This is a genomic window from Aestuariivirga sp. (genome assembly GCF_046093005.1).
Classification (GTDB): domain Bacteria; phylum Pseudomonadota; class Alphaproteobacteria; order Rhizobiales; family Aestuariivirgaceae; genus Aestuariivirga.
In genome coordinates, this window is sequence record NZ_JBJTER010000088.1 from 1 (window position 1) to 23,612 (window position 23,612).

Sequence of the window (23,612 nt, forward strand, 5' to 3'; positions counted from 1 at the left end):
CAGCTTGCAGGCCTTGGAAACATTCGAGAGTTCTGAAGCAAGCTCGAGCAAGGAAAGCTTCCGGCGTGCTATCTTCTGGTCCGTGGTCATGTTGTTCTCCGTCGAGGTTCAGGGTTGAAGTCGCAACTCCATCCTAAACCCGCATCGGAGCGGCATGGCCACACCGGTCCGCGCGCCCTACCAGCCGGCCAGACTGTCAGGTGAATACCATCTCAGCTCAATTTGGCGCATCCAACCCATTCCACTGCTTGGCAGACTCTATCACCAATACCTCCGGATTTGATTCGCGGTAGGGACAAGTGACGCCTGAAGGCTTCCGCCGCTGGCAGGAGGCCGCCTGGTCGCGCCACGGCAAGTCGGGCGTGCAGACCCGCGAGGAACAGGACCGGCTGATGGTGGAGCATGATGCCGGCCAGCGTCAATGGTTCATGGGGTTCCTGGAGCGGCTGTTTCCGGTGTGATGGAAATCTGCCCTTTCCCATGCTGCGCACCGGGGAAGGCGCACCATCGAGACGTTCAGAACTACAAACCCATTCCCAGTTTCCGTCCTTCGTAGATCGCCATCGCGGCGTTGCGGGCGGCGGTGGCGTCGCCGATCGTCCTTGCGCCCAGCTCGCGGCCCAGCGTGCGCTCGGACACGTTCGTCGCGGCGATGACCAGCGTGTCGGCGGCAATGCGCTCGGGCTTTCCGCCGAAGACCTGAACCGTCGCGCCATCGCCATGCCATTCGCGCAATACGGCTTCTGAGATCATGCGTACGCCCAATTCGCGGAGCCGCGAACGCAATTGCACATCGGCATTGGTGCGCGCCATCTCCGCCATCACGGCGGAGGCTCCGGTGACGATGGTCACCTCATGGCCCGCCTCGGCGAGGGTGAGCGCCGTGCCTCCGCCCTTCCAGTTGGCGGTCTCGTCGAGCACGATCACGCGCTTGCCGGGCCGCGCGATGCGGGCCATCACGTCCTCGGCGGTCGCGACACTCCCGAGCTCCACGCCGGGGAGCGCGTCGTGTTCCGGCATGGCGCGCTGGAAGCCCTTGCCGTCCGGCATCGAACCGGTCGCCACGACGATCTCGTCCGCACCCATGGCTTTGGCTTCTTCAGCATCGAGGGGCGTGTTGAGCAGCACCTTCACCTGAAGCTTCGTCAACTGGCGCTCCAGCCAGTCGATGTAGTCGATGATCTGTTGGCGGCGCGGCGTCAGACCCGCGAGCCGGAACTGACCGCCCAGCCTGTCGGAGGCTTCGGCAAGCGTCACCCCGTGGCCGCGCTCCGCCGCAACGCGTGCGGCTTCGAGGCCCGCGACACCGCCGCCGATGACGAGAACCTTCCTCGGCTTCCCGGCAGCAATGAAGCGGTCGCCGCCCCATTCAAATTCGCGTCCGACGCTCGGGTTGATGAGGCAAGAGATCCAGTAGTCGCGGTAACGCCGGCCCCAGCACATCTGGTTACACGAGAGGCAGGGGCGCACGTCCTCGGACCGGCCTTCCGCGGCCTTGTTGGCGAGATGCGGATCGGCGATCTGTCCACGGACGATCGACACCATGTCGGCCTGGCTCGAGGCCACAACGTAGTTGGCGTTCTCCGGTGTGCGGATATGCGCCTCGCACTGCACCTTGGCGAATTTCACCACCTGCTTCAGGGCCTCGGCATGGGGGGCGCCCAGCTTGTCGGCGAAGAAGACGTTGGGGATGATACCGCCGGAAGAGAAATAGCTGCCTGTGCCACAGGTGACGTAGTCCATCAGCTGGCGCTGGTCGTGCCAAGCGATGATCTCCTGCAGCTGTTCGATCGACTGCGAAACCTTCACCTCTGGGTCCATGTTGACGGCGAGGCCGATGATGAAGTCGTCGCCCGCCATCTTGCGGATCCGCTCCATGATGGTGCCCGAAAACCGCATGCGGTTCTCGAAGGATCCGCCCCATCTATCGTCGCGGCGGTTGTTGAAGGGCAGCCAGAACTGGTCGATGATGGCGTTATAGGCGGCGAAAAGCTCGATGCCGTCGAAGCCCGACTCCTTGGCGCGCCGCGCCGCCTCGACGAAGCTCTCGATGATCTCCTCGATCTCGTTTTCGCTCATCGCGTGGCTGCCGTCCGAGTCGTGGAAGCTCGGCAGGCCCGAGGGCGACCATGAGGGTTCGTAGGAATTGTCGAAGTCGCCATGCTGGCCGACGTGATAGAGCTGGTGGCAGATGACCGCGCCGTGGGAATGGACGGCATCGGTGATCTTGCGGAAATGCGGGATGATCTCGTCGGTCGAGTGTTTGAAGTTGCCTCGTGTCAGCACCGCCGTGCGGTGGACGGGCACGGGCTCCACCACAATCATTGCAGCACCGCCGCGTGCGCGTTCCTCGTAGTAGCCGCGGTGGCGCTCGCCGGGGAGGCCCATGTCCGACATGTTCGCCGTGTGCGATCCGAAGACGATGCGATTGCGCAGCGTCTTGTGGCGAAGTTGCAGAGGCTGGAAGAGGGCGGGGAAGTGATTCGACATCAAGGGACCTCAATCGATGGGGGCGCCACCCTGTTCGCGGCGCTTCGCCACCAAGGCATGAAGCGCTTCCACGACGGGCGGATCGAGCGATGGTTCTGCGTATGCGGCGAGCGCCTCTTGCCACACGGCGGTGGCACGCTGCGCGGCGTCCTTGCCGCCTGCCTCCACCCACGCGCCGTAGTTCTGGGTGGAGGAGATGAGTGGGCGGTAGAAGGCGGTTTCGACCGTGTCGAGCGTGCGCTGCGTACCGAAGAAATGGCCGCCGGGGCCGACCTCGGCGATCTCGTCGAGGGCCAGCGTATCGCCGTCGACGCGCACCGGCTCCAGCATCTGCTGCAGGCTCTGCACGATCTCGCAATCGAGCACGAATTTCTCATAGGAGGTGCAAAGCCCGCCCTCGACCCAGCCGGCCGCGTGCATCAGGAGATTCACGCCCGCCGCGACCGCCGCGAAGCTGGCGTTGGCGGATTCATAGCCACTTGCGAAGTCCGGAATGTTGGCGGCACTGAAGTTGGAGACGCGCAGAGGGATGTTGTATCGCCGCGCCATCTGTCCGCCGATGATGGTGCAGCGCTGCATGTCGGCAAGTCCATAGGCCGGAGCGCCGGTACGCATGTCGACGGGCAGGCAGGCGCAGCCGTAGAGCACAGGTGCTCCGGGTCGCACGAGTTGGGCGAGCGTAAGGCCAAATAGCACTTCCGCGGTGTTGAGCGCCATGGCGGATGCGATGGTCGCGGGCGTTGATGCGCCGGCCATGATGAAGGGCGTCAGAAGCGTCGGCTGGCCGTGGCGCGCCATATCCATGACGCCGATGGTCATCGGCACGTCATATTGCAGCGGCGTGTTGGTGTTGATGATCGAGAAGACGCCGGGTCTCTGACCGAACTGCTCCAGCGTCTCGCCGCGCGCGATGGCGCACATGGTCAGTACGTCCTCGATGCGCTGGCGGCTCTGGCAGAAGACGTAAGGCACCTTGTCGGTCAGCGTCAGCATGGCGCGCGCCGCCTCGAGGTGACGGAAGCGCACTTCGACATCGAGCGGCTCCACCGGCCAGCCGTTCATTTGCACAGCGTTGAAGTGCTGGGTGAGCTTTAGAAGCTCGGACAAGTCGGCGCGCGTACCGGTGCGGCGGCCCCGGACGAGATCGGTGCAGTTGGGCGGACCCAGCACGGCGGCGGTGGTCAAGTACCGGTGCCCAAGCTTCACGGCGCGCGCCGGATTGCGGGGCGTGAGGGTGATTTCGGAGGGTGTGGTCTTCAGTGCCGCTTCGACAATCTCCGCGCCCAGCCGCACGCGATTGTCGGACTTATCGATCAGGGCACCGGCCCTGGCGAAGATGTCACGCGCCTCCTTCACCATGCAGCGTACGCCCACGGTTTCGAGCAGCTTCAGCGCCGCGCGGTGGATCGCCTCGACCTCGTCGTCCGAGATGAGCGTGAGATATGGCAGAGGGTTCTCCAACTGCACCCAAGGCTTCTGCACGATATCTGCAGCACGTCGGCGGCGGTGGGCGGCAGGGCGCATGGGTTCAGCGGGCGAAGCTCTGGAGTTTTTCGAGCAAGGCCCTGTTGATCGAGAGGCCTTCCTTCGACAGCCGTTTGATGTTCGCCTCGCGGCGGGAATTGGGAAGACGGGCGCCCTCCTGCGACGTGATCGACTTGGCCAGCGCCGTCACCTGCCTGGCGAAGGCGCCGCCCGCGAAGAGCGTGGGCTCGATGGCGATGAAGAACTGGCCGCAGCCGATATACTTGCCGTCATCCTCCATGAAGGAGCCCATCTGGGTGCCGAGGAACGAGCCGGTGAGTGCTGCGCACATCACCTCGACGATGAGGCCTTGTCCGAAGCCGCGCGTTACCCCGGCAGGCGCCATGGAGCCTTCGAGGCCTTGCGCCGGGTCGGTCGTTGGCTTTCCTTGCGGGTCGAGCGCCCAGCCCAATGGGATCTCGCGGCCGTCTTCCGCCGCGCGCTTCACGGCGGTCCAGGTGACGGTGGTTGATGATTGGTCGATGAGGAAGGCGAGCTTGCCAGGCTTTCCCGGCACGGCGAAGGACAGCGGATTGGTGCCGATGATCTTGGTCCTGCCGCCCACCGGCGCCATGGCGGGTGTTGCATTGGTAAAGCCGAAGGCCAGGAGGCCGCGCTTCGCCAGATAGCCAGTGTGGAAGCCGAGCGTTGCCGAGTTGTAAGAATTGTGGACCGCCAGCCCGGCGATGCCGTACTTTTTCGCGGCCGGGATGAGCTTTTCGAAGCCCTTCTCGATGGCGGGGTGCGCGAAGCCGCCCATGGGGTCGGCGCGGAAGGCGCACGGCGACAGCTTCGTGATCTTCGGCTTCGCCTTGCCCTTCACTTTTCCGCTCTTCACATGGGCGCAGTAGTACTGGAGCCAGTAGAAGCCGTGTCCTTCCAGTCCTGAGAGTTCCGTATTGAGAATGGCCTCGGTGAAATAGGTGGCGTTTCCGGGCGCGGTGCCTGCACCAGTGAGGGCGGCGAAGATGAGCTTTCGCGCCGCCGCTGGCTTCAGCCTGATGATCTCGTCCGCCATGTCAGACCGGGTCCGTTGCGGCATTGATGGCAATGACAGGACTCATGTCATTCAGGATGTCATCGGAAGGATGGCAGTGTCAACGCCGGAGTGAATCTGCGCCGATAGCTAGGCTGCAGACTCATAAAACCTCAGCCACAATCGCACGGCGGCGAGTTTTGCGAAAGCGAGGTAGGCCGAGGTCTTGCGGTCATAGCGCGTGGCGATGTGGCGGAACTGCTTAAGCTTGTTGATACAGCGTTCGACGGGATTACGCTTCTTGTACTTGCGTCTTGAAAATGGAATTTCATTGATCCGGTTGGATTTCGGCGGAATGACCGGGGTGCAGTCCTGTTCCTCGATCATCTCTCTGATCCAGTCAGCGTCATATCCCCTGTCGGCGAGAAGGCTGGCGCCCTTGGGCAGGTCCTGAAGGAGGAGTTCCGCCATCGGTGCATCATGTGCCTGGCCGGGAGAAGGTTTGATTTGCAACGGCAGGCCATGTTCGTTCACCCGCAGATGCAGCCTGCTGGTGAACCCTGACGCTGGTCGAGTCGATCATCTGCAGTGTCTCGCCTCTGGCCTCATAGGCAGCGATGATGGCGTCCATCAGCCTGTCCCAGACGCCCGCTTTCCTCCAGCGCTTGAAGCGGTAATAGACCTTTGTGTAGGGCCCATATCTCTCCGGCAAATCCGCCCAGGGTTAACCTGACCGCAGATGATGGAAGATACCATTCAGAACCCGCCTGTCATCCACTCTCGGCACGCCGCACGGCTTGTTCGTCCCCCGTGAACAATTCCCAAGCCGTTGATTTGGGACTCTGATTGCGTCGCTCGAAGTTTTCGATTTTGCGGGAAAGCGGGCCGTTGGCCATCGTTTCCTTGCGAATTCATTTTGCGGTTCCCTGTGGCCGCCGGGCGTGAGTCACGCCGCCGGGAGAACGGCGGAGGATTCGGTGATGAAGCCACGTGAGCGGCGCGAGACGGGCGAGTTGGACCTGTTCCGGTCACGCCTCGGCCAGATCATCAACATGAACCACGAACTGGTGCGGCTGGCGAAGACGGTGTCGTGGCAGGTCATCGAAGCCCGCTGTGGCGAGGTCTACAGCGACGGGCCGGGCATGCCGCCCTTGCTGCCCACGCGCCTGATGGCGGGAATGGCGATCCTGAAGCACACTTACAATCTCTCGGACGAGGCGCTCTGCGCCCGCTGGCTGGAGAACCCGTACTTGCCGGCTACCGCGGCCACAATGCGCCCCTCTCCCACAGGTTCAGGGTCTTCACCTCCGGCCAGAAGCGCCGCATGACGCCCGCCATCAAACGCGAGATGCGCCGCCGCGCCGCCGTCGAGCCCGTCATCGGCCACATCAAGAACGGCCACCGCATGAACCGCAACTAACTCGCAGGGCCACAGGGCGACGCCATCAACGCCATCCTCGCCGCCGCCGGCTACAACTTCCGCCTCCTCCTCAATTGGCTGAGGCTTCTTCTGTGCCCGATTGCCAGTCTGATGCTGCCCCGGTCAAAGGCTGCCGTCAGGCTTCAAATCGCGTGAAATCGGATTGTTCACGGGGGACTATGAAACAGGATGTCTCGCAAGACCGTACATATCTACAAAGGTGGCCCTTCAAAACCATTATAACGATCAATCCGCCATCCCGGCGGTTGAACGTCTTGTTGATGCCGCATAACTTCCAACCAGCAACGCCAGCCTTGGCACTTTCAACAGAGTTCGGAGCATCTCCCACGAAAACGGAGCTGGTGTTCGCGCGCTTCGGTTTGGGCGAAATACAGCGAGCCCGGCTGAAATACACCGCAGCCTTGCCCCGTTTCCGCTTCGAGCTCCTTGTAGAGCGCCATGGTGTAGTGTTGCAACCGGCTGACGTTTGTTGAGTCGTGCAGGCCATGAGTATTGGCAGCCGCATGCCACGTCGAACCGTTCGTCAGCTCATCGCGTTCCAGCAATACGACATCACCCCAGCCGTGTGTTGTCAGGTGACAGAGGATGGAGCAGCCGATGACGCCGCCACCGATGACCACGGCTTGCGCATGGGTTCGCATTACGGCTCTCCCGAGCCGATCTGTTCGCGGCGGCGGGCGACGTAGGCGTCGAGTTCGTCGCGGATTGCGGGATCGAGCGCCGGTTCCTCGTACTCCTTGAGGGCCTGCTGCCAGAACGTGGTGGCGCGGTCCAGCGCATCGCGCGCGCCGGCGGCCTCCCAGGCCCCGTAGTTTTGCCAGTCCGAGAGCAAGGGGCGGTAGAAGGCCGTCTCGTAGCGCGACATGGTGTGCGCGGCGCCGAAGAAGTGCCCTCCCGCCGGAACCGACTTCACCGCCTCGAAACCCAGGTCGTCTTCGCTGAAGGGCAACGGTTTCAGGAACTCGATCATGTTCTGCAGGATCTCGACATCGAGGATGAGCTTCTCGTAGGAGGCGGTCAGTCCGCCCTCCAGCCACCCCGCGGCGTGGTAGATCATGTTGGCCCCCCCCAGCACCGCCCCCCAGGTCGCCATGCTGGTTTCATAGGTGGCCTGGAGATCGACCGCATTGGAGGCGTTCGAGTTCGAACTGCGGTAGGGCAGGCCATATCGACGGGCCAGCTGGCCGCCAATGACGTTGGCCTTGGTGTTCTCAGGCGTGCCGAAGGCAGGCGCGCCTGACCGCATGTCGACGTTCGAGGTGAAGCCGCCGTACATGACCGGTGTTCCGGGATTGATCAGCTGCGTCAGCGCCACGCCGAACAGGGCCTCGGCATTCTGCTGCGCCAGTGCGGCCGCCAGCGTCACGGGGGTCATGGCGCCCATGAGTGTGAAGGGCGTGATGGTCACCGGCTGCCCATGCTCGGCCATCGCGGCGAGTCCGTCGGTCATGGCGTCGTCGAGGAGGCGCGGCGAGTTGACCGAGATGATGGTGATGACGCCCGGCGCGGCGCGTATCTCGTCCAGGGACGCCCCACGCGCGATGGCCATCATGGTGATGCCGTCGAGAGCCCGGGCGCGGCCGATGGCGGTGCAGTGGAAGCATCGGTCGCTGAGGGTGAGGTTGGCGCGGTAGGTGTCGAGGTGCCGGCTGTTAGCGGGCAGTTCCACCGGCGCCACCACCTGGTTGCCGATGATGTGGATGGCGTTGAAGTGTTGCGCCAGCCGGATGAAGTTCTGGTAGTCGGCGAAGTTTCCGGCCCTGCGCCCGTTGATCCTGTCATGGACATTAGGCGGGCCGGCGACGAGGCCGAAGGTCAGGCTGTTGCCGCCCACCGTCAGCCGCCGGGCTGGATTGCGGCTGGTCAAGGTGAAGGAGCGGGGTGCCGACCGGATCGCCGCCAGGATGAGGCTCTCGTCGGCGCGGATGAGGCGTTCGTCGCGGTCGACGATTGCTCCGGCTTGCTCGAACAGGTCCATGGCCCTTTCGCTCATGACCTTGATGCCAAGCTCCGACAGGATGCGCATGGAGGTGCGGTGGAGCGCATCGAGCTGCTCCTCGTTCAGGATCTCGAGCGGCCGGTAGCCGTTGGAGACGCTGCTCCAGGTAAGTTGCGGAATGGCTCCCGAAGCTCTTCCAGCCCGGGCCCGCCGCCCGCCGCCTCTCCCTTCACTGGTCATGTGTTGCGCAGCCTCTTCAGATCGGACGCATGCACGTCGCGCGGGACGTCGATGAAGCCCAAGGCCTGATGGTCGATGATGGCATGTCCCTTCTCGGCGTTACCTGCCGCCGCGTTGCCTGCCGCGCCGTCGCCGTTGAGATCGGCCATCTTCCACCCGAACTGCACGGGACCGTGGCCGCGCAGCCTGGGGAAGTCACGCTCGGAGGCCTGCTGTGCCGAGATGAAATCGCGGGCCTGTTCCATCCTCACCAATTCCGGGTGAAGCGCCAGCATGACTGAGGTCTCCTCCCCGCCGGCGTGAATGCCGCAGGCGCGTCCGCCGGGCGCCAGAACGCCATCGGGCTCACCCATGTGGTCCCAGCCCGTGGTGACCGCGAGCATGCCGTGCAGCGCCTGCTTCGACCGACACGCATCCCGGCCTTATGTCGATGATACGATTCATGTTGCGCAAGTCGAGCACGACGCCCCCGGCGAGCGGCATGGCCTGGCCATAGTTTCCCGTTCCGCCGCCACGCGGCGTCACCGGAATGTCAAGCCTGAAGCAGACCGCAAGAACCGCGATGACCTCGTCCTCGCTGCGCGGGCTTACGACGATGTCGCCGGTCACGCCTTCGCGCTGGCGTTTCAGAACAGGGGAATACCAGTAGAAATCGCGGCTGCGCTGGGCAACGATCTTTGGATTCGTCTCGTGTGGGTTGCCGCTAAGCCCAGCAATGAGCTCTTCAGTGTTTGCCATAACGAACGGATTTCTCGTTGAGCATCAATTGCATCCCCCAAGAACGAACAATCTTCCGGAGAGATGGTGACAAGATAGGTTAAATCGGCAGCTGTTTGGCAAAAGGAAAACAGTGGCGTGGGGATCGCTTTTTTCGCGGAAGGCTTCGGCGCAGGCTGGCTACGCCAGCTCTTCTATCCGCGGGCAGAACTTAACAGCAAGGACTTGAGCTTCTCGCTGGCCCGCGTCGGTGGCAACTCGCCGGGACAGAGGTCAAACCCCCAGCCGCTTGAGATGTTTGCCGGGAAAGGTTCCACGAGCGAGCCGCGCTTCAGATGAATGTCTGTTAGAGAGGCGAGGGTGATGGCGCAGCCTAAACCCAAGATTGCCATTTCCAGTGCGACGTTGGAACTGTCAGCCGTCAACCCTTGAACAAGGGGCATGTCCAGGATACCGTGGTAACCAGCGAAGGCATCCCAGAACTCTTGCCGGCCAATAATGTGGATCAACCCCTTGCGTTGAACCTCAGAGGGAGTGGTTATGGCGTCGGGGCCAGTGAGGAAGTCTGGCCGACAAACCATGGCCAGCCTTTCCTCGCCCAGACTTTGGCCGACAAGTGGCTGGCTGACATGACGCGGTGTAATGCGCAGATCGACAACATGATCGGGGGTTTCGGCCCAGATCGTTGCGTGTACCGTAATTTCAACGTCGGGATACTGTTCACGGAAAAACTTCAGTCGCAGAGGAAGCCAGTTTGTGGCAAGACTTGCAGGGCAGGCAATCACCACTTCCTTGCGGTGCCGCACGGTCTGAACCAGCCCGGTCGCTTGATCGAGCTGAGATAGCGCCCGTTGCACCGCCGGCAAATAGGCTGTCCCGACTTCTGTCAACGTCAGGCTGCGTGGAGCCCGGAAGAATAGGGGACGCCCGATGAACTGCTCCAGTGCGCGCACATGGCCCGAGACAGCCGCCTGGGTCATGCGCAGCTCTTCGGCGGCGCGGGTAAAGCTCAGATGCCGCGCCGAGGCCTCGAACGACCGGATGCAGTTCAGGGGTGGCAGATACTTCATGAAGTGCCCTCGTGACCGGACACTAATCCATCTGTCGGAAATCGGCTAGCCTTCCTGCGGTTCAGTTACGGAGGAATGCGCGAAATGCGCGCCTTGACGCGATCCAGGTAGCGTCGGCGGGATTCGTCGGTCTGATTGTCCATCTCATGAAGCCCCATCCAGAAAGTCCGGGTGCGCGGGGCCGTGCAGTAACGCATGCCGCGCAGGATCACCTTGCGGCCCGGCGCTCCCATCAGGAAAGTCCAGAACCACCATGGTGAGCCAAACGTCGTGATGACTCCGATGAGCCGGACGTTCGTCAGGGCGGGGCGCATGGGCTCTGTCGCGGTTCGCAATGTAAAAGTCACGCCCGGCCGCCAGACTCTGTCGATCCAGCCTTTCAGCATCGCCGGCTGCGAATACCACCAGGTCGGATAGACCAGGATCAATCCTTCGGCCCACTGCAAGTTTGCGATATGCGGCACGATATCGGGCGGAGGCGGGTCGGCTTCGGTGTAGGCGCGACGCTCATCCGGGCTCATGACCGGGTTGAAGTCTTCGGCGTAGAGGTCGGTCGAGCGCACCTCGTGGCCGTTTGCGCGGGCAGTCTCTGTCGCAGCCTTGAACAGTGCAGTGTTGAAGCTCTCCGGAACCGGGTGAGCGTGGACAAATAGAAGGCGCATGAGACACTATCCATGGGTCTGAAAGGTCTTTCGAAAACCGAAGGTCCGGCCATGGAACGGCCTTCCGCAGTCAGCTCCCTCGCAGCTTAAATCTGGCCCAGACGCTGTTGGCAAAATTAAAACAATGGCGTGGGCATCGATTTTTTTGCGAAAGCAGAGAGCCCAAACCAAATATCATGCCTAGATTCTGTCTTTCGAATGAGAAGTTTGATGGCCCGTGTTGTCTTGATCCGCCATGGCGATGACCCCGATGATGACCGCGTGGTCACCTATTTCCGCTCAAGGGGCCTCGAACCGGAAATCCGCAAGCCTTTCAAGGGCGAGGCGCTTGGCGAGGTTGACGGCAGCGTGATCGGCTCGGTGGTTTATGGCGGCCCATTCAATGTCTTTGAGGAAGAAAAGCACCCGTTCCTCTATGACGAGAACCGCTGGATCGAACAGTGCATCAGGCGGGATGTGCCTTTGCTCGGCATCTGCCAGGGGGGACAGTCCATCGCCCATGTCCTCGGCGCCCCCGTCGGTCCGAAGCCAAGTGAGCCGCACGAGTTTGGCTATTATGAAATCAAGCCAACGGAGAAAGGCCGATCCTATTTCCCCGAAACACTGACGGTCGCCCAGGCGCACTTCCATGAGTTCCAGATCCCGCACGGCGCCGACAATCTGGCTTCAAGCGAAATTTTTCGGCAGCAAGCCTTCAAATACGGCAATCAGACCTTCGGCTTCCAGTTCCATGCGGAGGTAACGCCCCGTTGTTTCCGCCGCTGGCAGGATAATGACTGGGCGGCCTACGGCAAGCCGGGAGCACAGACCCGCGCCGAACAGGACGTCCTCATGGCGCGCCATGATCATCGTCAGCATGTGTGGTTCATGGGTTTCCTGGACAAGCTTTTTGGCAAGGCGGTCAAAGAGGCGGTCGGCACCTGAGTCAATTCATGCGTAATGAAACCAAGGGATTGCTGATCACACTGGCCGGGGCGATCGTCTTCACGCCAGATGCGCTGCTCATCCGCCTCGCAGCGACCGATCCCTTCACGCTGGCAGCAGCGCGTGCCCTGCCGGCGGCCGCGGTTCTGATCGCCGGCATGTTCCTGTTTCACCGTTCGGCGACGGTGAGCGAGTTCTTGCGACTTGGCCGCTGGGGTCTCATCGCCGGCGGTCTGCAGGGCGTGAGCACCGTGTTGTTCTGCCTTGCCATCAGCAACACCAGTGCTGCCAATGCGCTGTTGATTTTTGCGTCCATGCCGCTGATCGCTGCCCTTCTTGGGTGGGCAGTTCTTGGGGAGGCCGTACGGCCAGCGACACGGTTGTCCATCGTGATGGCCATGACAGGTATTGTGATTGTCGCCAGCGGAAGCCTTGGCGGGGGCGGCATTTTTGGAGACGTGATGGCTCTCGCCAATGCGCTGTCCACCGCAGTCTTTTATGTCATCGCCCAGCACCGCAGCGACCTGAATTTTATTCCAGCGAATGTTCTGGGTTTCATCATCGGCGCACTCATTGCGGCGCCCTTCGCGTCACTCGGGCAGCTGCAGTCGGTGCAATGGTTGTGGCTTCTCATCGGCGGCTGCGTTGTGCTGCCCGGTGCCATCGCGCTCTTCACGCTGGGACTTCGCTTCCTGCCCGCAGCGGAAGTGGCGCTGATTGGCCTGCTTGAAGTCGTTCTGGGGCCGCTTCTGGTCTGGCTTGTTCTTCAGGAGACAGTTCCAGCCAATACGATCATCGGTGGCGCTGTGCTGCTCTCGGCATTGGTGTTTCACATGACCGTGAGTATGCTGCGGCCGGCTGAACGGCCCGCATGAGGATCAACAAGACACGCTCCGGATGGAGGTGTTTATACGCAGAGGAGGAAACTGAAATGTTGTTCAAGAGAAACGGGAAGGCACTGCCCGCGGCATTTGATGCGATGGCGCAGGACGCAAGGACAGGGCGGATGGATCGCCGCGAATTTCTGGCGCTGGCCAGCGCCTTTGGCGCTACGGCCGCGGCCGCCTATGGCGCAATCGGGCTGACGGTGCCGACGCCCGCGCGGGCCGATACGCCGAAGAAGGGCGGTGTGCTCAAGATCGAAATGCCGGTCAAGGAGCAGAAGGACCCGCGCACCTATGACTGGTCGGAAATGGCCAATGTAACCCGTCAGTTCCTTGAGCCGCTGGTAAAGTACCAGCGCGACTTCACGTTCCAGGGCAAGTTGCTGGAAAGCTGGGATGTCAATGACGACGCGACCGAATACACCCTTCACGTCCGCAAGGGCGTGACATGGAACAATGGCGATGCCTTCAATGCCGATGACGTCGTCTTCAACATCACGCGCTGGTGTGACAAGTCGGCGGAGGGCAATTCCATGGCCGGCCGCATGTCCACGCTGATCGACGAGAAGACCGGCAAGGCCATCGAGGGATCGATCACTAAAGTTGACGACTTCACGGTAAAGCTCAAGCTGCCGAAGCCTGACATCACGATCATTCCAGGCATGTCGGATTATCCGGCTCTGATCGTTCACCGCAATTTTGAAGCCGATGGCAAGAACATCGTGGCCAAGCCCATCGGTACGGGACCGTTCGAACTTGTTTCTTATGAGACCGGTACGAAAGCAGTTCTGAAGCGCCGCGCCGATGGCAAGTGGTGGGGCGGGGAAGCTCACCTCGATGGCGTGGAATTCATCGACTATGGCACCGATCCATCCGCCATCATAAGCGCCTTCGAGTCGAGGGAGGTGCATTGCAACCAGGTCACCGAGGCCAGCTACATCGACGTCTTTGACAAGATGGGCCTGGTCAAGTCGGAAATCAGCACAGCCAACACCATCGTTGCACGCACCAATGTCAACAACAAGCCCTACGATGACCAGCGCGTGCGCCGTGCGTTGCAAATGGCCGTCGACAACGACACATTGTTGAAGTTGGGCAACAATGGCATCGGTTCCGTCGCGGAGAATCATCATGTGGCGCCGCTTCACCCGGAGTATTTCGAGCTGCCAAAGCAGAAACGCGATATCGAGGGCGCCAAGGCTCTGATGACCGAGGCCGGCCAGATGGACTTTGAGCATGAACTGATCACCGTCGACCAGGACTGGCACAAGAACACCGGCGATGCCATTGCCGCGCAGCTGCGCGAGGCTGGCTTCAAGGTGAAGCGCACGGTTCTTCCGGGGTCGACCTTCTGGAATGACTGGACCAAGTATCCCTATTCCATGACCAACTGGAACCAGCGGCCCCTGGGCGTTCAGGTCCTTGCTCTTGCCTATCGCTCCGGTGAGGCGTGGAATGAGTCGGCATTCTCCAACAAGGATTTCGACGCGAAGCTCAATGAGGCGCTGTCAGTTGCCGATCCTGCGAAGCGCAAGGAGGTCATGAAGGACGTCGAGCAGATCCTGCAGGACAGCGGGGTGCTGATTCAACCCTACTGGCAGAACATCTACAACCACCGGGCGCCCGAGGTGATGAACTACGAAATGCATCAGACCTTCGAGATCGACCTCGGCGAAACCTGGCTGAACGTTTGACGACTGACGCCTCTATGTCTGCCGGGCAAGTACCGCCCGGCAGGCCTCCTGTCTGAGAGAGTTCAATGAAGAGCACATTGGTAGAATTCGCGGCCGAGTTGTCGCTGTGCGATGTGCCCTCAGCCGTCATTCATGATGCGAAGCGTTGTCTGCTTGATACGATCGGCGTGGCAGCCGCAGGCTCCCGCTTGCAACTCAGCGCAATCGCCCGGGATGCAGCCCCGCTATTGTTCGGCGCCTCGCCTGCCGGAGCTCGGCTGTTCTTTGCCGATGGACGAACGAGCCCGGCGGGGGCCGCGTTTGTCAACGCCTCAACGATTGACAGCTTTGATGCCCATGACGGCCACCCGCTCACCAAGGGCCACGCGGGATGCGGTGTACTCTCGGGACTCATGGCCTTCGCGGATGTTCATGACGATATCAGTGGTGCGGATGGACTGGCGAGCCTCATTGCCGGTTACGAAATCGCGATCCGGGCCGGAATTGCGCTTCATCAGACCGCACCAGACTATCACACGTCTGGCGCCTGGGTGGGACTGGGCATCGTTGCCGCCGGCGCGCGATTGCTTGGCCTCGATAGCGCAATGCTGCGCGAGGCGCTGGGTATCGCCGAATACAATGGCCCGAGAAGTCAGATGATGCGCTGCATCGACCATCCGTCCATGCTCAAGGATGGCTCCGGCTGGGGCGCGATGGTTGGCGTTTCCTCCGCCTACCTCGCCAAGGCCGGTTTCACTGGAGCACCGGCAATCACCGCGGAGGATCCTGTTGTTGAGCCGCTGTGGTGCGATCTGGGGTCCCGTTGGCGGCTTTCTGAGCAATATATCAAGGCTTATCCCGTCTGCCGCTGGGCTCAACCGGCCATGGAAGCCGCCATGCAGCTGAAACGGGAACACAGATTTCACTCCTCCGACATCTCATCTATTCGCATCCGGACCTTCCACGAGGCCAGCAGGCTGAAAATCTGGAATCCGCCCACCACAGAGGTTGCCCAATACAGCCTGCCATTCCCGGTGGCGGCGCTATTGGTCAGGGGGCAAGTTGGGCCAGATGAGATCGGAACAACTGCGCTTGCTGACAGTGCGATCCTGTCGGTTGCGAAGCGAATAGAAGTTATTGATGATCCCGATTTCTCGCGCTTGTTTCCCAGTGAGCGCTGGGCCTCGGCCTCGATCAAGCTTCGGGATGGCGTGACGTTGGAATCGCGTCCTGCTGTCGCCCGCGGCAGTGCTGAGAACGCGTTTTCCGATGAGGAGATCGTCGCGAAGTTCCACCTTCTCATGGAAAGTGCGGGCTTTACTGCCAGAGCGCAGAACATCGCCGACTATGTGTTGGGAATGGAGAGGGAACTGTCCTTCAGAAAGCTGGCGGATATGATCTGTGGTGGGCGGTGACACGTGGGCGCACTGCTCGGCTTTCTTATCAGGCGGACGACAGGCATCTTGTGGACCGTGCTCTGCCTGACACTCGCTGTATTCTATCTAGTGAATCTTGAGCCTAATCTGCGCAAGTTGTCGATCACCCAGACAGAAACCCGCGCCTCGGATGTCGATATCGAGAAGTGGCTGGAACGCAACGGATATCGTCGGCCCTTTCTTGAGCGCTACGGCGCCTGGCTCGGGGTGATTCCGAAGCAGCCGAACATCGACCCCGAAACGGGTGAGGCGCAGGCGCGATTCAACTTCTGTGCCGAGCAAACCGTACCTGTCTACTCAGGCATCCTCCAAGGCGACTTCGGCTGTTCCACGAAGTTCAAGGTCAAGGTTATCGACAAGCTGCTGCCGTCGCTGCGCGCCACGGGCATCCTGATGTTCTGGGTGCTGGTTGTCATGGTGCCCACGGCTCTGGTGGTCGGCGTGCTCGCCGGCATGCGGGAGGGCTCGCGCATGGACCGTTGTCTATCGGTTCTGTCAATCACCACGACAGCAACGCCTGAATACATATCAGGAGTCCTGTTCGCCGTGGTCTTTGCGACCTGGCTGGGATGGCTCAACGGGTCGGCTGCGACCGCGACGTCAGACGGGATTACTTTCTACAATTTCACATTGCCCGTCATCACCCCGGCCATCTACGGCATAGGTTACATCGCTCGCATGACGAGAGCTTCCATGGCGGAGGTGATGACCACGCAATACATCCGCACGGCCCGTCTCAAGGGGCACAGCTTCGCCGGCGTCGTGCTGAAGCACGCATTGCGCAATGCACTTATTGCACCCTTCACTGTGATCATGCTCCAGTTCACCTGGCTTCTCACCGGTGTTGTGATCGTCGAGGTGATGTTCCGCTACCAGGGCTTCGGCTACCTGTTGGTCGAGGCGGCGGGAAACAACGACATCGATCTACTGCTCGCATGCTCAATCATGTCTGTTCTGCTGGTGCTTGTCACCCAGCTGATTTCGGACATCGGTTACGCCTATCTCAACCCGCGTATCAGGGTGCAATAGCGGGAAGATGGAAAAACTATCTGTCATCGCAATCATATTCTTCACCTTGAAGCAGCTGTGGCCCGTCTGGTTGTCGCTCTGGCTGTTGGTCGCCGCAAGTTTCGCCTACCGGCGGCGCCTTGGCCTTTACGGCCAACTGTTCGATTCAGGCGTTGGAATTGCGGGTGTAGTGCTGATCGCATTCTGGTTCTTCACGGCCCTGTTCGCTGACATCATCTCGACCTTCGATCCGCTGCAACAGTTTGTCGCCCTTAAGCATGCGCCTCCAGGCGCGATCGAAACCAGTTCGGGCGTGCCGTTCCTGTTCGGAGGAGACAAGCTCGCCCGCGATGTCTTCAGCCGCATGATACATGGCAGCCGGATCGTTCTCATTGTGGCGCCGCTGGCCACGGCACTTGCATTTGCCGTTGGCATCGCGCTGGGCCTGCCTGCAGGATATCTTGGGGGGCGCATCGACAGGTTCTTCTCGTTTCTCGCCAATCTCATTCTGGCATTCCCACTCATCTTGCTGTTCTATCTGCTCGTGTCGCCGGGCATCCTCGACACGCCGATCCCTTATGTGATGGCGGCTGTACTGTTCTGCTTTCCCATCACTCTGCTCCTCGCCATGGTCTACGCGGGCTTTCGCGGTCGCCCAGTCCTGTGCGCAGGTCTCATTGGAGGGATACTGGTTGCCGGTGCCTGGCTATTTGCAACCTTTGTCTTCGATTCCGATCCCTTGGGGGTCATGCGGGTCAGCCCGAGTACGCTCAACATTTTCGTGGCGGTTGCTTTTGCCTCGAGTCCCAGCGTGTTCCGCATCGTGCGCGGCCTCACCATGGATATCAAGACGCGCGAGTATGTTGCGGCGGCGCAAACGCGTGGCGAGTCGCCGTGGTACACCATGCTGTGGGAGATTCTCCCCAATGCGCGCGGGCCCCTGATCGTCGATGCGTGCCTGCGGATCGGGTACACCACCATTTTTCTTGGAGCGCTCGGTTACTTTGGGCTTGGCATGCCGCCTGAAAGCCCTGACTGGGGTACCGCGATCAAGGATGCCAGCCGGCTGTTGAGAGTCGCCGTTCATCCGGTCATTCCGCCAGCGGTGGCACTCATGTCGTTCGTTCTGGGTTTAAATCTGCTTGCCGATTCACTTCGTGAACAGTCATTGAGGGATTGACGAGGACACCTATGACCACGCCTATCCTCGAGATCGAAAACCTCCACATCTCTTTCTTCACCCGGTTAACCGAGATTTCCGCTGTCATGGATTTTTCCATGAGGATTATGCCGGGGGAGGCGATGGGAATTGTGGGCGAATCCGGCTGCGGCAAGTCAACTGTGGCGCTTGCCATCATGCGCGATCTTCCCGGCATCGGCCGCATCACCAAGGGCACGGTCCGCTTCATGGGCCGGGACATAGCCAAGCTGAGTGCGGCGGAATTGCGCGGCATCCGCGGCTCACAGATATCAATGGTCTATCAGGAGCCGATGGCGAGCCTTAATCCGGCCATGCGCGTCGGCAAGCAGTTGATGGAAGTGCCGATCCTGCATGAACAGGCAACGAAGCAAGACGCTAAAATGCGGGCGCTCGACATGCTTAAGGCAGTCCGGCTGCCTGATCCCGAACGGATCATGCGCTGTTATCCGCACCAACTCTCGGGCGGCCAGCAGCAACGCATCGTGATTGCCATGGCCCTGTTGGCCAAACCCGCTCTGCTCCTGCTCGATGAACCAACGACGGCCCTCGATGTGACCGTGGAAGCTGGAATCATTGAGCTCATCAAGGATCTGGGCCAGCGCTTCGGAACCTCGATTCTTTTCATTTCCCACAATCTGGGCCTCATCCGTGAAACCTGCGACCGCATCACCGTCATGTATTCCGGCGAAGCAATAGAGACCGGCCACGTGGAAGACGTGTTTGGCGCAATGCGTCATCCCTATACGCAAGGCTTGTTTCGCTCCATCGCCTTGCCCAGCGCCGACAAGAACAGCCGGCCCTTGCAAGCAATTCCAGGCCAGCTTCCGTTGCCCCACCACCGGCCGCGAGGATGCAGTTTTGGCCCACGCTGCGAATATTTCGTGTCCGGCACTTGTGATGTTGGCCGTGTGCAGATGAGTACGGTTGGCGCGGGTGACGGCCATGAGAGCCGTTGCCTGCGCAGCGGGGAGATCGACTGGCTGCGCAAAGCGGAGCGGGCAAAGCCCCGTGGAGTTCTCACCAGAGGAGAGACTGTTCTTCAGGTGTCCCATCTGCAAAAGCATTATGCAGTCAAGTCTGGCGGCATTCTTGGTGGAGCGCCACGCACCGTGAAGGCCAATGAGGATGTCAGCGTCTCTGCGCAAGAGCGGGAGATCGTCGCCATCGTGGGCGAGTCGGGCTGTGGCAAGTCGACCCTCGCGAAAGTTCTTCTTGGGCTGGAACAGGCGACATCCGGCAAGGTGGTGCTGGACGGTAATGAAATCCAGGATACGCCCGTTAATGCACGCTCGCCTGAAACAATTTCGTCGATCCAGATGGTGTTTCAGAATCCCTTTGATACGTTGAATCCGAGCCAGTCCGTTGGAACGCAGATCGTTCGTACGCTGGAGAAGTTCGGCATCGGCAGAAACGAAGAAGAGCGCCGCAGCCGGATGCTTGAGCTTCTTGATCTTGTGAAGTTGCCACGCGAATTTGCATCACGCATGCCGCGCCAGCTGTCGGGGGGTCAGAAGCAGCGCATTGGTGTTGCCCGTGCCTTCGCTGGCGGACCCAAGGTGGTGATCGCCGATGAGCCCATGTCGGCGCTCGATGTTTCAGTTCAGGCCGCGGTGACTGAACTATTGATGGAGATTCAAAGGAAATCCAAGACCACGATGTTGTTCATCAGTCATGATCTTGCACTGGTTCGCTATCTCGCGGACCGTGTGGTCGTGATGTATCTCGGCCGCGTGGTTGAGCAGGGCACAACACAGCAAGTCTTCGCGCCACCCTACCATCCCTATACAGAAGCTCTCCTTTCGGCCATCCCGCTTGCAGACGCCAACTACACCAAGCGTCGGATCATTCTTGAAGGCGAGGTTCCTTCGGCCACCAATCCCCCGCCTGGCTGCCCCTTCCAGTCGCGCTGTCAGCACAAAGCAAAAGTGGGCGGCGCACTCTGTGAAACGATGCTGCCACCGCTGCGCGAGGTGGGAGAAGGTCATGCCATACGCTGTCATCTATCCGATGATCTGCTCGCGTTCATGGAACCTGTAATGATCAGCAGGGCATAGAGCCGGATTGCTTAGAATGACATCTGTTGCATGAACGATAGATGTGGTTGAAAGTTCACCACGCGGCCGTCGCTGCTCCGCCCCCAATCCTTGGATCACCTGAGGCTAGAGTTTTCGGCCTCTTTCGTCAGTGACGGGCTGGATGCGTCACCGAAGTTGTGCAGCTGAATTGGGGTGTTTTGCCCGATCCCGCTGTGGGGTCTCTCTTCATTTTAGGACCTGCGCCAATTCTCCATTTTCGCACAGGCGTCATCAAGGCTAATGAACCAGTGCCCATTCAGGCATTCGCTGCGGAGCTTGCTGTTGAACGCTTCGATGAACGCATTGTCAGTCGGCTTGCCGGGCCGCGAGAAGTAAAGTGTGACGCCATTCGCGTAGGCCCAGAGATCGAGATCGCGGGAGACGAACTCGCTGCCCTGGTCGACCCGAATGGTCTTCGGATTGGCCTGCTGCCGGTTCTGTGGACAGGCACCTAAGCTAACGCAGCCTTCCTCTCGAACTCAATGGGGCTGATGTACCCGAGCGTGGAATGCCGGCGCCTGGGGTTGCAGAAGCACTCAATGTAATCGAACACATCGGCCTTGGCTTGTGCCCTTGTGCGATACGTCTTGCGTGCTGTTCGCCCCGTCTTGAGCGAGGAAAAGAAGCCGTCCATCGCAGCATTGTCCCAGACATCGCCTGATCTGCTCATGGACCAGGAGACGCCGGGGTTTGCCGAGACGAAGGGCGGCTTCCGGAAGCCCGGACCCGGCGTGACGCCATAGGTGGTTTCGAATGCCGCGGCCATGACGGCGTTGGCGCCGCGTGCGCGTGCCATGGGGATGCTCCAGTGTTGGATGCGCTCAGCAAAAAGGATGGGGCGTGGCGTAGACCGCGAGAACCGGGAGTTCGGCGACGCGCACCGGGGCAGCGCCCGGCGCTTCGGCCTCGATCCAGTCGCCGGCTACCGCCGCGCCGATTGCCCCGGCCATGGCGTCCCAGTTCCTCCTCGGCAAAGCCCAGAAGATCGAGATCGAAGGCATCCTCATGCAGGGCCGCGATCTCGGCTGGCCAGCCCATTCACGGTCGCGGCAATGCGGGCAGCTGATATTCCAAAGTGCCTGTAAAGCTCGGGGATGCTTCCCGACTGGCCGAAATGCTCCACGCCGAGCGGAATGGTGCGGTGGCCGTGCACGGCACCCAGCCAGGCCAGCGTCGCCGGATGGCCATCGATCACCGTGGTGAGCGTGCAATGCGGCGGCAGGTCCTGCAACAGGCGCTCCACCGCGGCGCGTGCCGCCAGCTGCCCGCGCGCCCGCGCCCGCTGGGCTGCCGTCCACCCGGCGTTCAGGCGGTCGGCCGAGGTGACCGCGAGCACGCCCACGTCACGATGACGCTCGGCGATGAGCGCCGCGGCGCTGATCGCCTCGGGCGCCACCACGCCCTGATAGGCGATCACCGCCTCGCAATTCGGTCCCGGCGGCCGCAGCCAATAGCCACCGTCGATCACGCTCTGCCGGAAGGCCGCATCCGTCCTCGCGGGCGGCTGTTCGACAGGATTGGTGCTGAGCCGCAGATACACCGAGCCGCCGGTTTCATCGCGCAGCCAGGTGCGCTCGTCGGGGGCGTCCCCACCCTCGCGCTGGAGATAGCCGAAGGCCCATTCCATGATAACCGCCAGTTCGTCGGCAAAGGCGGGCTCGAAGGCGGCCAGCCCGTCCTGGGCGAGGCCGATCAATGGCGAAGCGATGGACTGATGCGCGCCGCCCTCGGGCGCCAGCGTCACGCCGGACGGTGTTCCGGCAATGATGAACCGGGCATCCTGGTAGCAAGCATAGGTGAGGGCATCGAGCCCGCGCGCCAGAAACGGGTCATAGACGGTGCCCACCGGGATCAGGCGCTTGCCGAACAGCGCATGCGACAGTCCGGCCGCGCCGAGGAGCAGAAAGAGGTTCATCTCGGCGATGCCAAGCTCGATGTGCTGGCCCTCCGGCGCGAACTCCCAGCGGGCCGTGGACGGGATTTTTTCACGCAGAAAAGTGTCGTCCCGCGCCACCCTGGCGAATAGCCTGCGGCGGTTCACCCAGGGCCCCAGGCTGGTGGTGCCGGTCACGTCCGGCGATACGGTGAGCAGGCGCTGGGCCAGCGCGGTTTCTCCCTTCGCGAGCACATCGAGGATCCTGCCGAACGCCGCCTGGGTGGATGTCTCGCGTTCCCAGGGGAGCGCGGTTGCCGGCACCGGCAGCACGGCATCGGCAAGGCGGCGGAACCCTTTTGCGAAGAACGGAACGCCAGCCATGAAGGCCTGGAGCCCGGCTGGGTCCGCAATACCGGCGAAGCGGTCCCATTCCTGGCCCGCCGGAATAGCCATGCGCGATTGCCATTCGGCCATCTGCGCCTTTGTCATCAGGCCGCTGTGATTGTCCTTGTGGCCAGCCAGCGGCGTGGCCCAGCCCTTGATGGTGTAGGCAAGAAAACAGGTCGGCTGATCGCCCGTTGCCGCCGCGAAGGCATCGGCCAGGGAGGCCACGCAATGGCCGCCGAGATTCTCCATGAGTTCAGCAAGCGCGGCGTCGCTGCGCCGCTCCAGCAGCTCCAGGGCTTGCGGCTGGCGCGCCAGATCAAGCGTCAGCCGTTCGCGCCAGGCTTGGCCGCCCTTGTAGACCAGCGCCGCATAAAGCTGGTTGGGGCAATCGTCGATCCAGCGCCTCAGGGCCTCGCCGCCTGGTTCCGCAAAGGCCTGCCGCTGCAACAGGCCATGTTTGATGCGCACCACCCGCCAGCCGAAGGTCGCGAAAATCGTCTCGATGCGCGTCCACAGGCCCTCCGGGGCCACGCCATCAAGCGATTGGCGGTTATAGTCGATGATCCACCAGCAGTTCCTGAGGGCGTTCTTCCAGCCTTCCTGCAGCGCTTCGTAGATATTGCCTTCGTCAAGTTCGGCATCGCCGGCGAGCGCGATCATGCGGCCCGGCCGCAGCGCCGCGCCCCAGGGCTTTGCCGCGATATATTCCTGCACCATCGCGGCAAAGCAGGTCATGGCCACGCCAAGGCCCACCGATCCGGTCGAGAAATCGACATCGTCGCTGTCCTTGGTGCGGCTAGGATAGCTCTGCACACCGCCGAAGCCACGAAAGTTCTCCATCTTCTCGCGGCTCAGATTACCCATCAGATACTGGATGGCGTGGAATACCGGCCCGGCATGAGGCTTCACCGCCACCCGGTCCTCGGGCCGCAGCGCCGAGAAATAGAGCGCCGTCATGATCGAGACGACCGACGCCGACGATGCCTGGTGGCCGCCGGTCTTGATGGCATCGGCCTTGGGGCGGATATGATTGGCATAGTGGATCATCCAGTGGGACAGCCACAGGATCAGTCTTTCGATGCTCTTGAG

At 61.5% G+C, this 23,612-nt stretch carries 18 protein-coding genes and 5 pseudogenes; 9 read left to right on the forward strand and 14 right to left on the reverse strand.

The features are described 5' to 3' along the window. Positions 1–299 precede the first annotated feature (299 nt). On the forward strand, positions 300–461 hold the full coding sequence (locus ACKOED_RS07370; RefSeq protein WP_408915941.1) for a hypothetical protein: 162 nt from the start codon (positions 300–302) through the stop codon (positions 459–461). Between the two features lie 61 nt (positions 462–522). Here ACKOED_RS07370 and ACKOED_RS07375 read toward each other — a convergent pair whose 3' ends face one another. The 4 genes and pseudogenes from ACKOED_RS07375 to ACKOED_RS07390 form a co-directional block, all read right to left on the reverse strand. Further along, entirely contained in the window at positions 523–2,490 is a 1,968-nt protein-coding gene (locus ACKOED_RS07375) for an FAD-dependent oxidoreductase (RefSeq protein ID WP_408915942.1), read from the reverse strand. A 9-nt stretch (positions 2,491–2,499) separates the two neighbouring features. Next, on the reverse strand, positions 2,500–4,014 hold the full coding sequence (locus tag ACKOED_RS07380) for a trimethylamine methyltransferase family protein (protein ID WP_408915943.1): 1,515 nt from the start codon (positions 4,012–4,014) through the stop codon (positions 2,500–2,502). A gap of 4 nt (positions 4,015–4,018) precedes the next feature. After that, complete coding sequence (locus ACKOED_RS07385) at positions 4,019–5,032, reverse strand: Ldh family oxidoreductase (protein ID WP_408915944.1); 1,014 nt, start codon at positions 5,030–5,032, stop codon at positions 4,019–4,021. 108 nt (positions 5,033–5,140) lie between these two features. Continuing rightward, positions 5,141–5,837: pseudogene (locus ACKOED_RS07390) on the reverse strand (IS5 family transposase). Positions 5,838–5,970: 133 nt separating this feature from the next. Here ACKOED_RS07390 and ACKOED_RS07395 point away from each other — a divergent pair. Continuing rightward, positions 5,971–6,566: pseudogene (locus ACKOED_RS07395) on the forward strand (transposase). A gap of 191 nt (positions 6,567–6,757) precedes the next feature. Here ACKOED_RS07395 and ACKOED_RS07400 read toward each other — a convergent pair. The 6 genes and pseudogenes from ACKOED_RS07400 to ACKOED_RS07425 all read right to left on the reverse strand — a co-directional run. After that, a pseudogene (locus ACKOED_RS07400) lies at positions 6,758–7,072 on the reverse strand (NAD(P)/FAD-dependent oxidoreductase); the annotation flags it as partial. Beyond that, positions 7,072–8,610: a trimethylamine methyltransferase family protein gene (locus ACKOED_RS07405; RefSeq protein WP_408915945.1), complete on the reverse strand. Its 1,539-nt coding sequence runs from the start codon at positions 8,608–8,610 to the stop codon at positions 7,072–7,074. The gene ACKOED_RS07405 and the pseudogene ACKOED_RS07400, both read right to left, overlap by 1 nt. Next, the gene (locus tag ACKOED_RS07410) at positions 8,607–8,993 is read right to left on the reverse strand and encodes a creatininase family protein (RefSeq protein WP_408915946.1); all 387 of its coding nucleotides are present in this window, start codon (positions 8,991–8,993) and stop codon (positions 8,607–8,609) included. Before ACKOED_RS07410 ends, ACKOED_RS07405 begins: the two co-directional genes overlap by 4 nt. After that, positions 8,956–9,348: an FAD-binding oxidoreductase gene (locus ACKOED_RS07415; RefSeq protein WP_408915947.1), complete on the reverse strand. Its 393-nt coding sequence runs from the start codon at positions 9,346–9,348 to the stop codon at positions 8,956–8,958. The genes ACKOED_RS07410 and ACKOED_RS07415 overlap by 38 nt, the downstream gene beginning before the upstream one ends. A 173-nt stretch (positions 9,349–9,521) precedes the next feature. Further along, complete coding sequence (locus tag ACKOED_RS07420) at positions 9,522–10,397, reverse strand: LysR substrate-binding domain-containing protein (protein WP_408915948.1); 876 nt, start codon at positions 10,395–10,397, stop codon at positions 9,522–9,524. Positions 10,398–10,462: 65 nt separating this feature from the next. Then, positions 10,463–11,059 (reverse strand): NAD(P)H-dependent oxidoreductase, encoded by a 597-nt coding sequence (locus tag ACKOED_RS07425; RefSeq protein WP_408915949.1) that lies wholly within the window; start codon positions 11,057–11,059, stop codon positions 10,463–10,465. 129 nt (positions 11,060–11,188) lie between these two features. On the opposite strand from ACKOED_RS07425, the gene ACKOED_RS07430 reads away from it, so the two are divergent. The 7 genes from ACKOED_RS07430 (at position 11,189) to ACKOED_RS07460 (ending at position 20,239) form a co-directional block, all read left to right on the forward strand. Beyond that, positions 11,189–11,983, forward strand: a complete 795-nt coding sequence (locus tag ACKOED_RS07430) for a glutamine amidotransferase-related protein (RefSeq protein ID WP_408915950.1) — start codon at positions 11,189–11,191, stop codon at positions 11,981–11,983. Positions 11,984–11,991: 8 nt separating this feature from the next. Next, on the forward strand, positions 11,992–12,858 hold the full coding sequence (locus tag ACKOED_RS07435) for a DMT family transporter (RefSeq protein ID WP_408915951.1): 867 nt from the start codon (positions 11,992–11,994) through the stop codon (positions 12,856–12,858). 56 nt (positions 12,859–12,914) lie between these two features. Further along, positions 12,915–14,561: an ABC transporter substrate-binding protein gene (locus tag ACKOED_RS07440; RefSeq protein WP_408915952.1), complete on the forward strand. Its 1,647-nt coding sequence runs from the start codon at positions 12,915–12,917 to the stop codon at positions 14,559–14,561. Between the two features lie 65 nt (positions 14,562–14,626). After that, entirely contained in the window at positions 14,627–15,955 is a 1,329-nt protein-coding gene (locus ACKOED_RS07445) for an MmgE/PrpD family protein (RefSeq protein WP_408915953.1), read from the forward strand. Between the two features lie 12 nt (positions 15,956–15,967). Further along, complete coding sequence (locus tag ACKOED_RS07450) at positions 15,968–17,005, forward strand: ABC transporter permease (protein ID WP_408915969.1); 1,038 nt, start codon at positions 15,968–15,970, stop codon at positions 17,003–17,005. Between the two features lie 7 nt (positions 17,006–17,012). Next, positions 17,013–18,164, forward strand: a complete 1,152-nt coding sequence (locus ACKOED_RS07455; RefSeq protein WP_408915954.1) for an ABC transporter permease — start codon at positions 17,013–17,015, stop codon at positions 18,162–18,164. Between the two features lie 11 nt (positions 18,165–18,175). Then, positions 18,176–20,239 (forward strand): dipeptide ABC transporter ATP-binding protein, encoded by a 2,064-nt coding sequence (locus ACKOED_RS07460; protein WP_408915955.1) that lies wholly within the window; start codon positions 18,176–18,178, stop codon positions 20,237–20,239. Between the two features lie 95 nt (positions 20,240–20,334). Here ACKOED_RS07460 and ACKOED_RS07465 read toward each other — a convergent pair. The 4 genes and pseudogenes from ACKOED_RS07465 to ACKOED_RS07480 all read right to left on the reverse strand — a co-directional run. Then, a pseudogene (locus ACKOED_RS07465) lies at positions 20,335–20,694 on the reverse strand (transposase); the annotation flags it as partial. Between the two features lie 17 nt (positions 20,695–20,711). Next, positions 20,712–20,939 (reverse strand): annotated as a pseudogene (locus ACKOED_RS07470) (IS3 family transposase); the annotation flags it as partial. A 142-nt stretch (positions 20,940–21,081) separates the two neighbouring features. Then, positions 21,082–21,267, reverse strand: coding sequence for a hypothetical protein (locus ACKOED_RS07475; RefSeq protein WP_408915956.1), 186 nt, complete (start codon positions 21,265–21,267; stop codon positions 21,082–21,084). Further along, entirely contained in the window at positions 21,264–23,570 is a 2,307-nt protein-coding gene (locus ACKOED_RS07480; RefSeq protein ID WP_408915970.1) for a 1-deoxy-D-xylulose-5-phosphate synthase N-terminal domain-containing protein, read from the reverse strand. Before ACKOED_RS07480 ends, ACKOED_RS07475 begins: the two co-directional genes overlap by 4 nt. Positions 23,571–23,612 lie beyond the last annotated feature (42 nt).

Bases quoted from the DNA above. Each gene is read 5' to 3' on its own strand.
- ACKOED_RS07375 (WP_408915942.1), bottom strand. From the start codon at position 2,490: ATGTCGAATCACTTCCCCGCCCTCTTCCAGCCTCTGCAACTTCGCCAC.
- ACKOED_RS07380 (WP_408915943.1), bottom strand. From the start codon at position 4,014: ATGCGCCCTGCCGCCCACCGCCGCCGACGTGCTGCAGATATCGTGCAG.
- ACKOED_RS07385 (WP_408915944.1), bottom strand. From the start codon at position 5,032: ATGGCGGACGAGATCATCAGGCTGAAGCCAGCGGCGGCGCGAAAGCTC.
- ACKOED_RS07405 (WP_408915945.1), bottom strand. From the start codon at position 8,610: ATGACCAGTGAAGGGAGAGGCGGCGGGCGGCGGGCCCGGGCTGGAAGA.
- ACKOED_RS07410 (WP_408915946.1), bottom strand. From the start codon at position 8,993: ATGCTCGCGGTCACCACGGGCTGGGACCACATGGGTGAGCCCGATGGC.
- ACKOED_RS07415 (WP_408915947.1), bottom strand. From the start codon at position 9,348: ATGGCAAACACTGAAGAGCTCATTGCTGGGCTTAGCGGCAACCCACAC.
- ACKOED_RS07420 (WP_408915948.1), bottom strand. From the start codon at position 10,397: ATGAAGTATCTGCCACCCCTGAACTGCATCCGGTCGTTCGAGGCCTCG.
- ACKOED_RS07425 (WP_408915949.1), bottom strand. From the start codon at position 11,059: ATGCGCCTTCTATTTGTCCACGCTCACCCGGTTCCGGAGAGCTTCAAC.
- ACKOED_RS07435 (WP_408915951.1), top strand. From the start codon at position 11,992: ATGCGTAATGAAACCAAGGGATTGCTGATCACACTGGCCGGGGCGATC.
- ACKOED_RS07440 (WP_408915952.1), top strand. From the start codon at position 12,915: ATGTTGTTCAAGAGAAACGGGAAGGCACTGCCCGCGGCATTTGATGCG.
- ACKOED_RS07445 (WP_408915953.1), top strand. From the start codon at position 14,627: ATGAAGAGCACATTGGTAGAATTCGCGGCCGAGTTGTCGCTGTGCGAT.
- ACKOED_RS07455 (WP_408915954.1), top strand. From the start codon at position 17,013: ATGGAAAAACTATCTGTCATCGCAATCATATTCTTCACCTTGAAGCAG.
- ACKOED_RS07460 (WP_408915955.1), top strand. From the start codon at position 18,176: ATGACCACGCCTATCCTCGAGATCGAAAACCTCCACATCTCTTTCTTC.
- ACKOED_RS07475 (WP_408915956.1), bottom strand. From the start codon at position 21,267: ATGAGGATGCCTTCGATCTCGATCTTCTGGGCTTTGCCGAGGAGGAAC.
- ACKOED_RS07480 (WP_408915970.1), bottom strand. From the start codon at position 23,570: ATGATCCACTATGCCAATCATATCCGCCCCAAGGCCGATGCCATCAAG.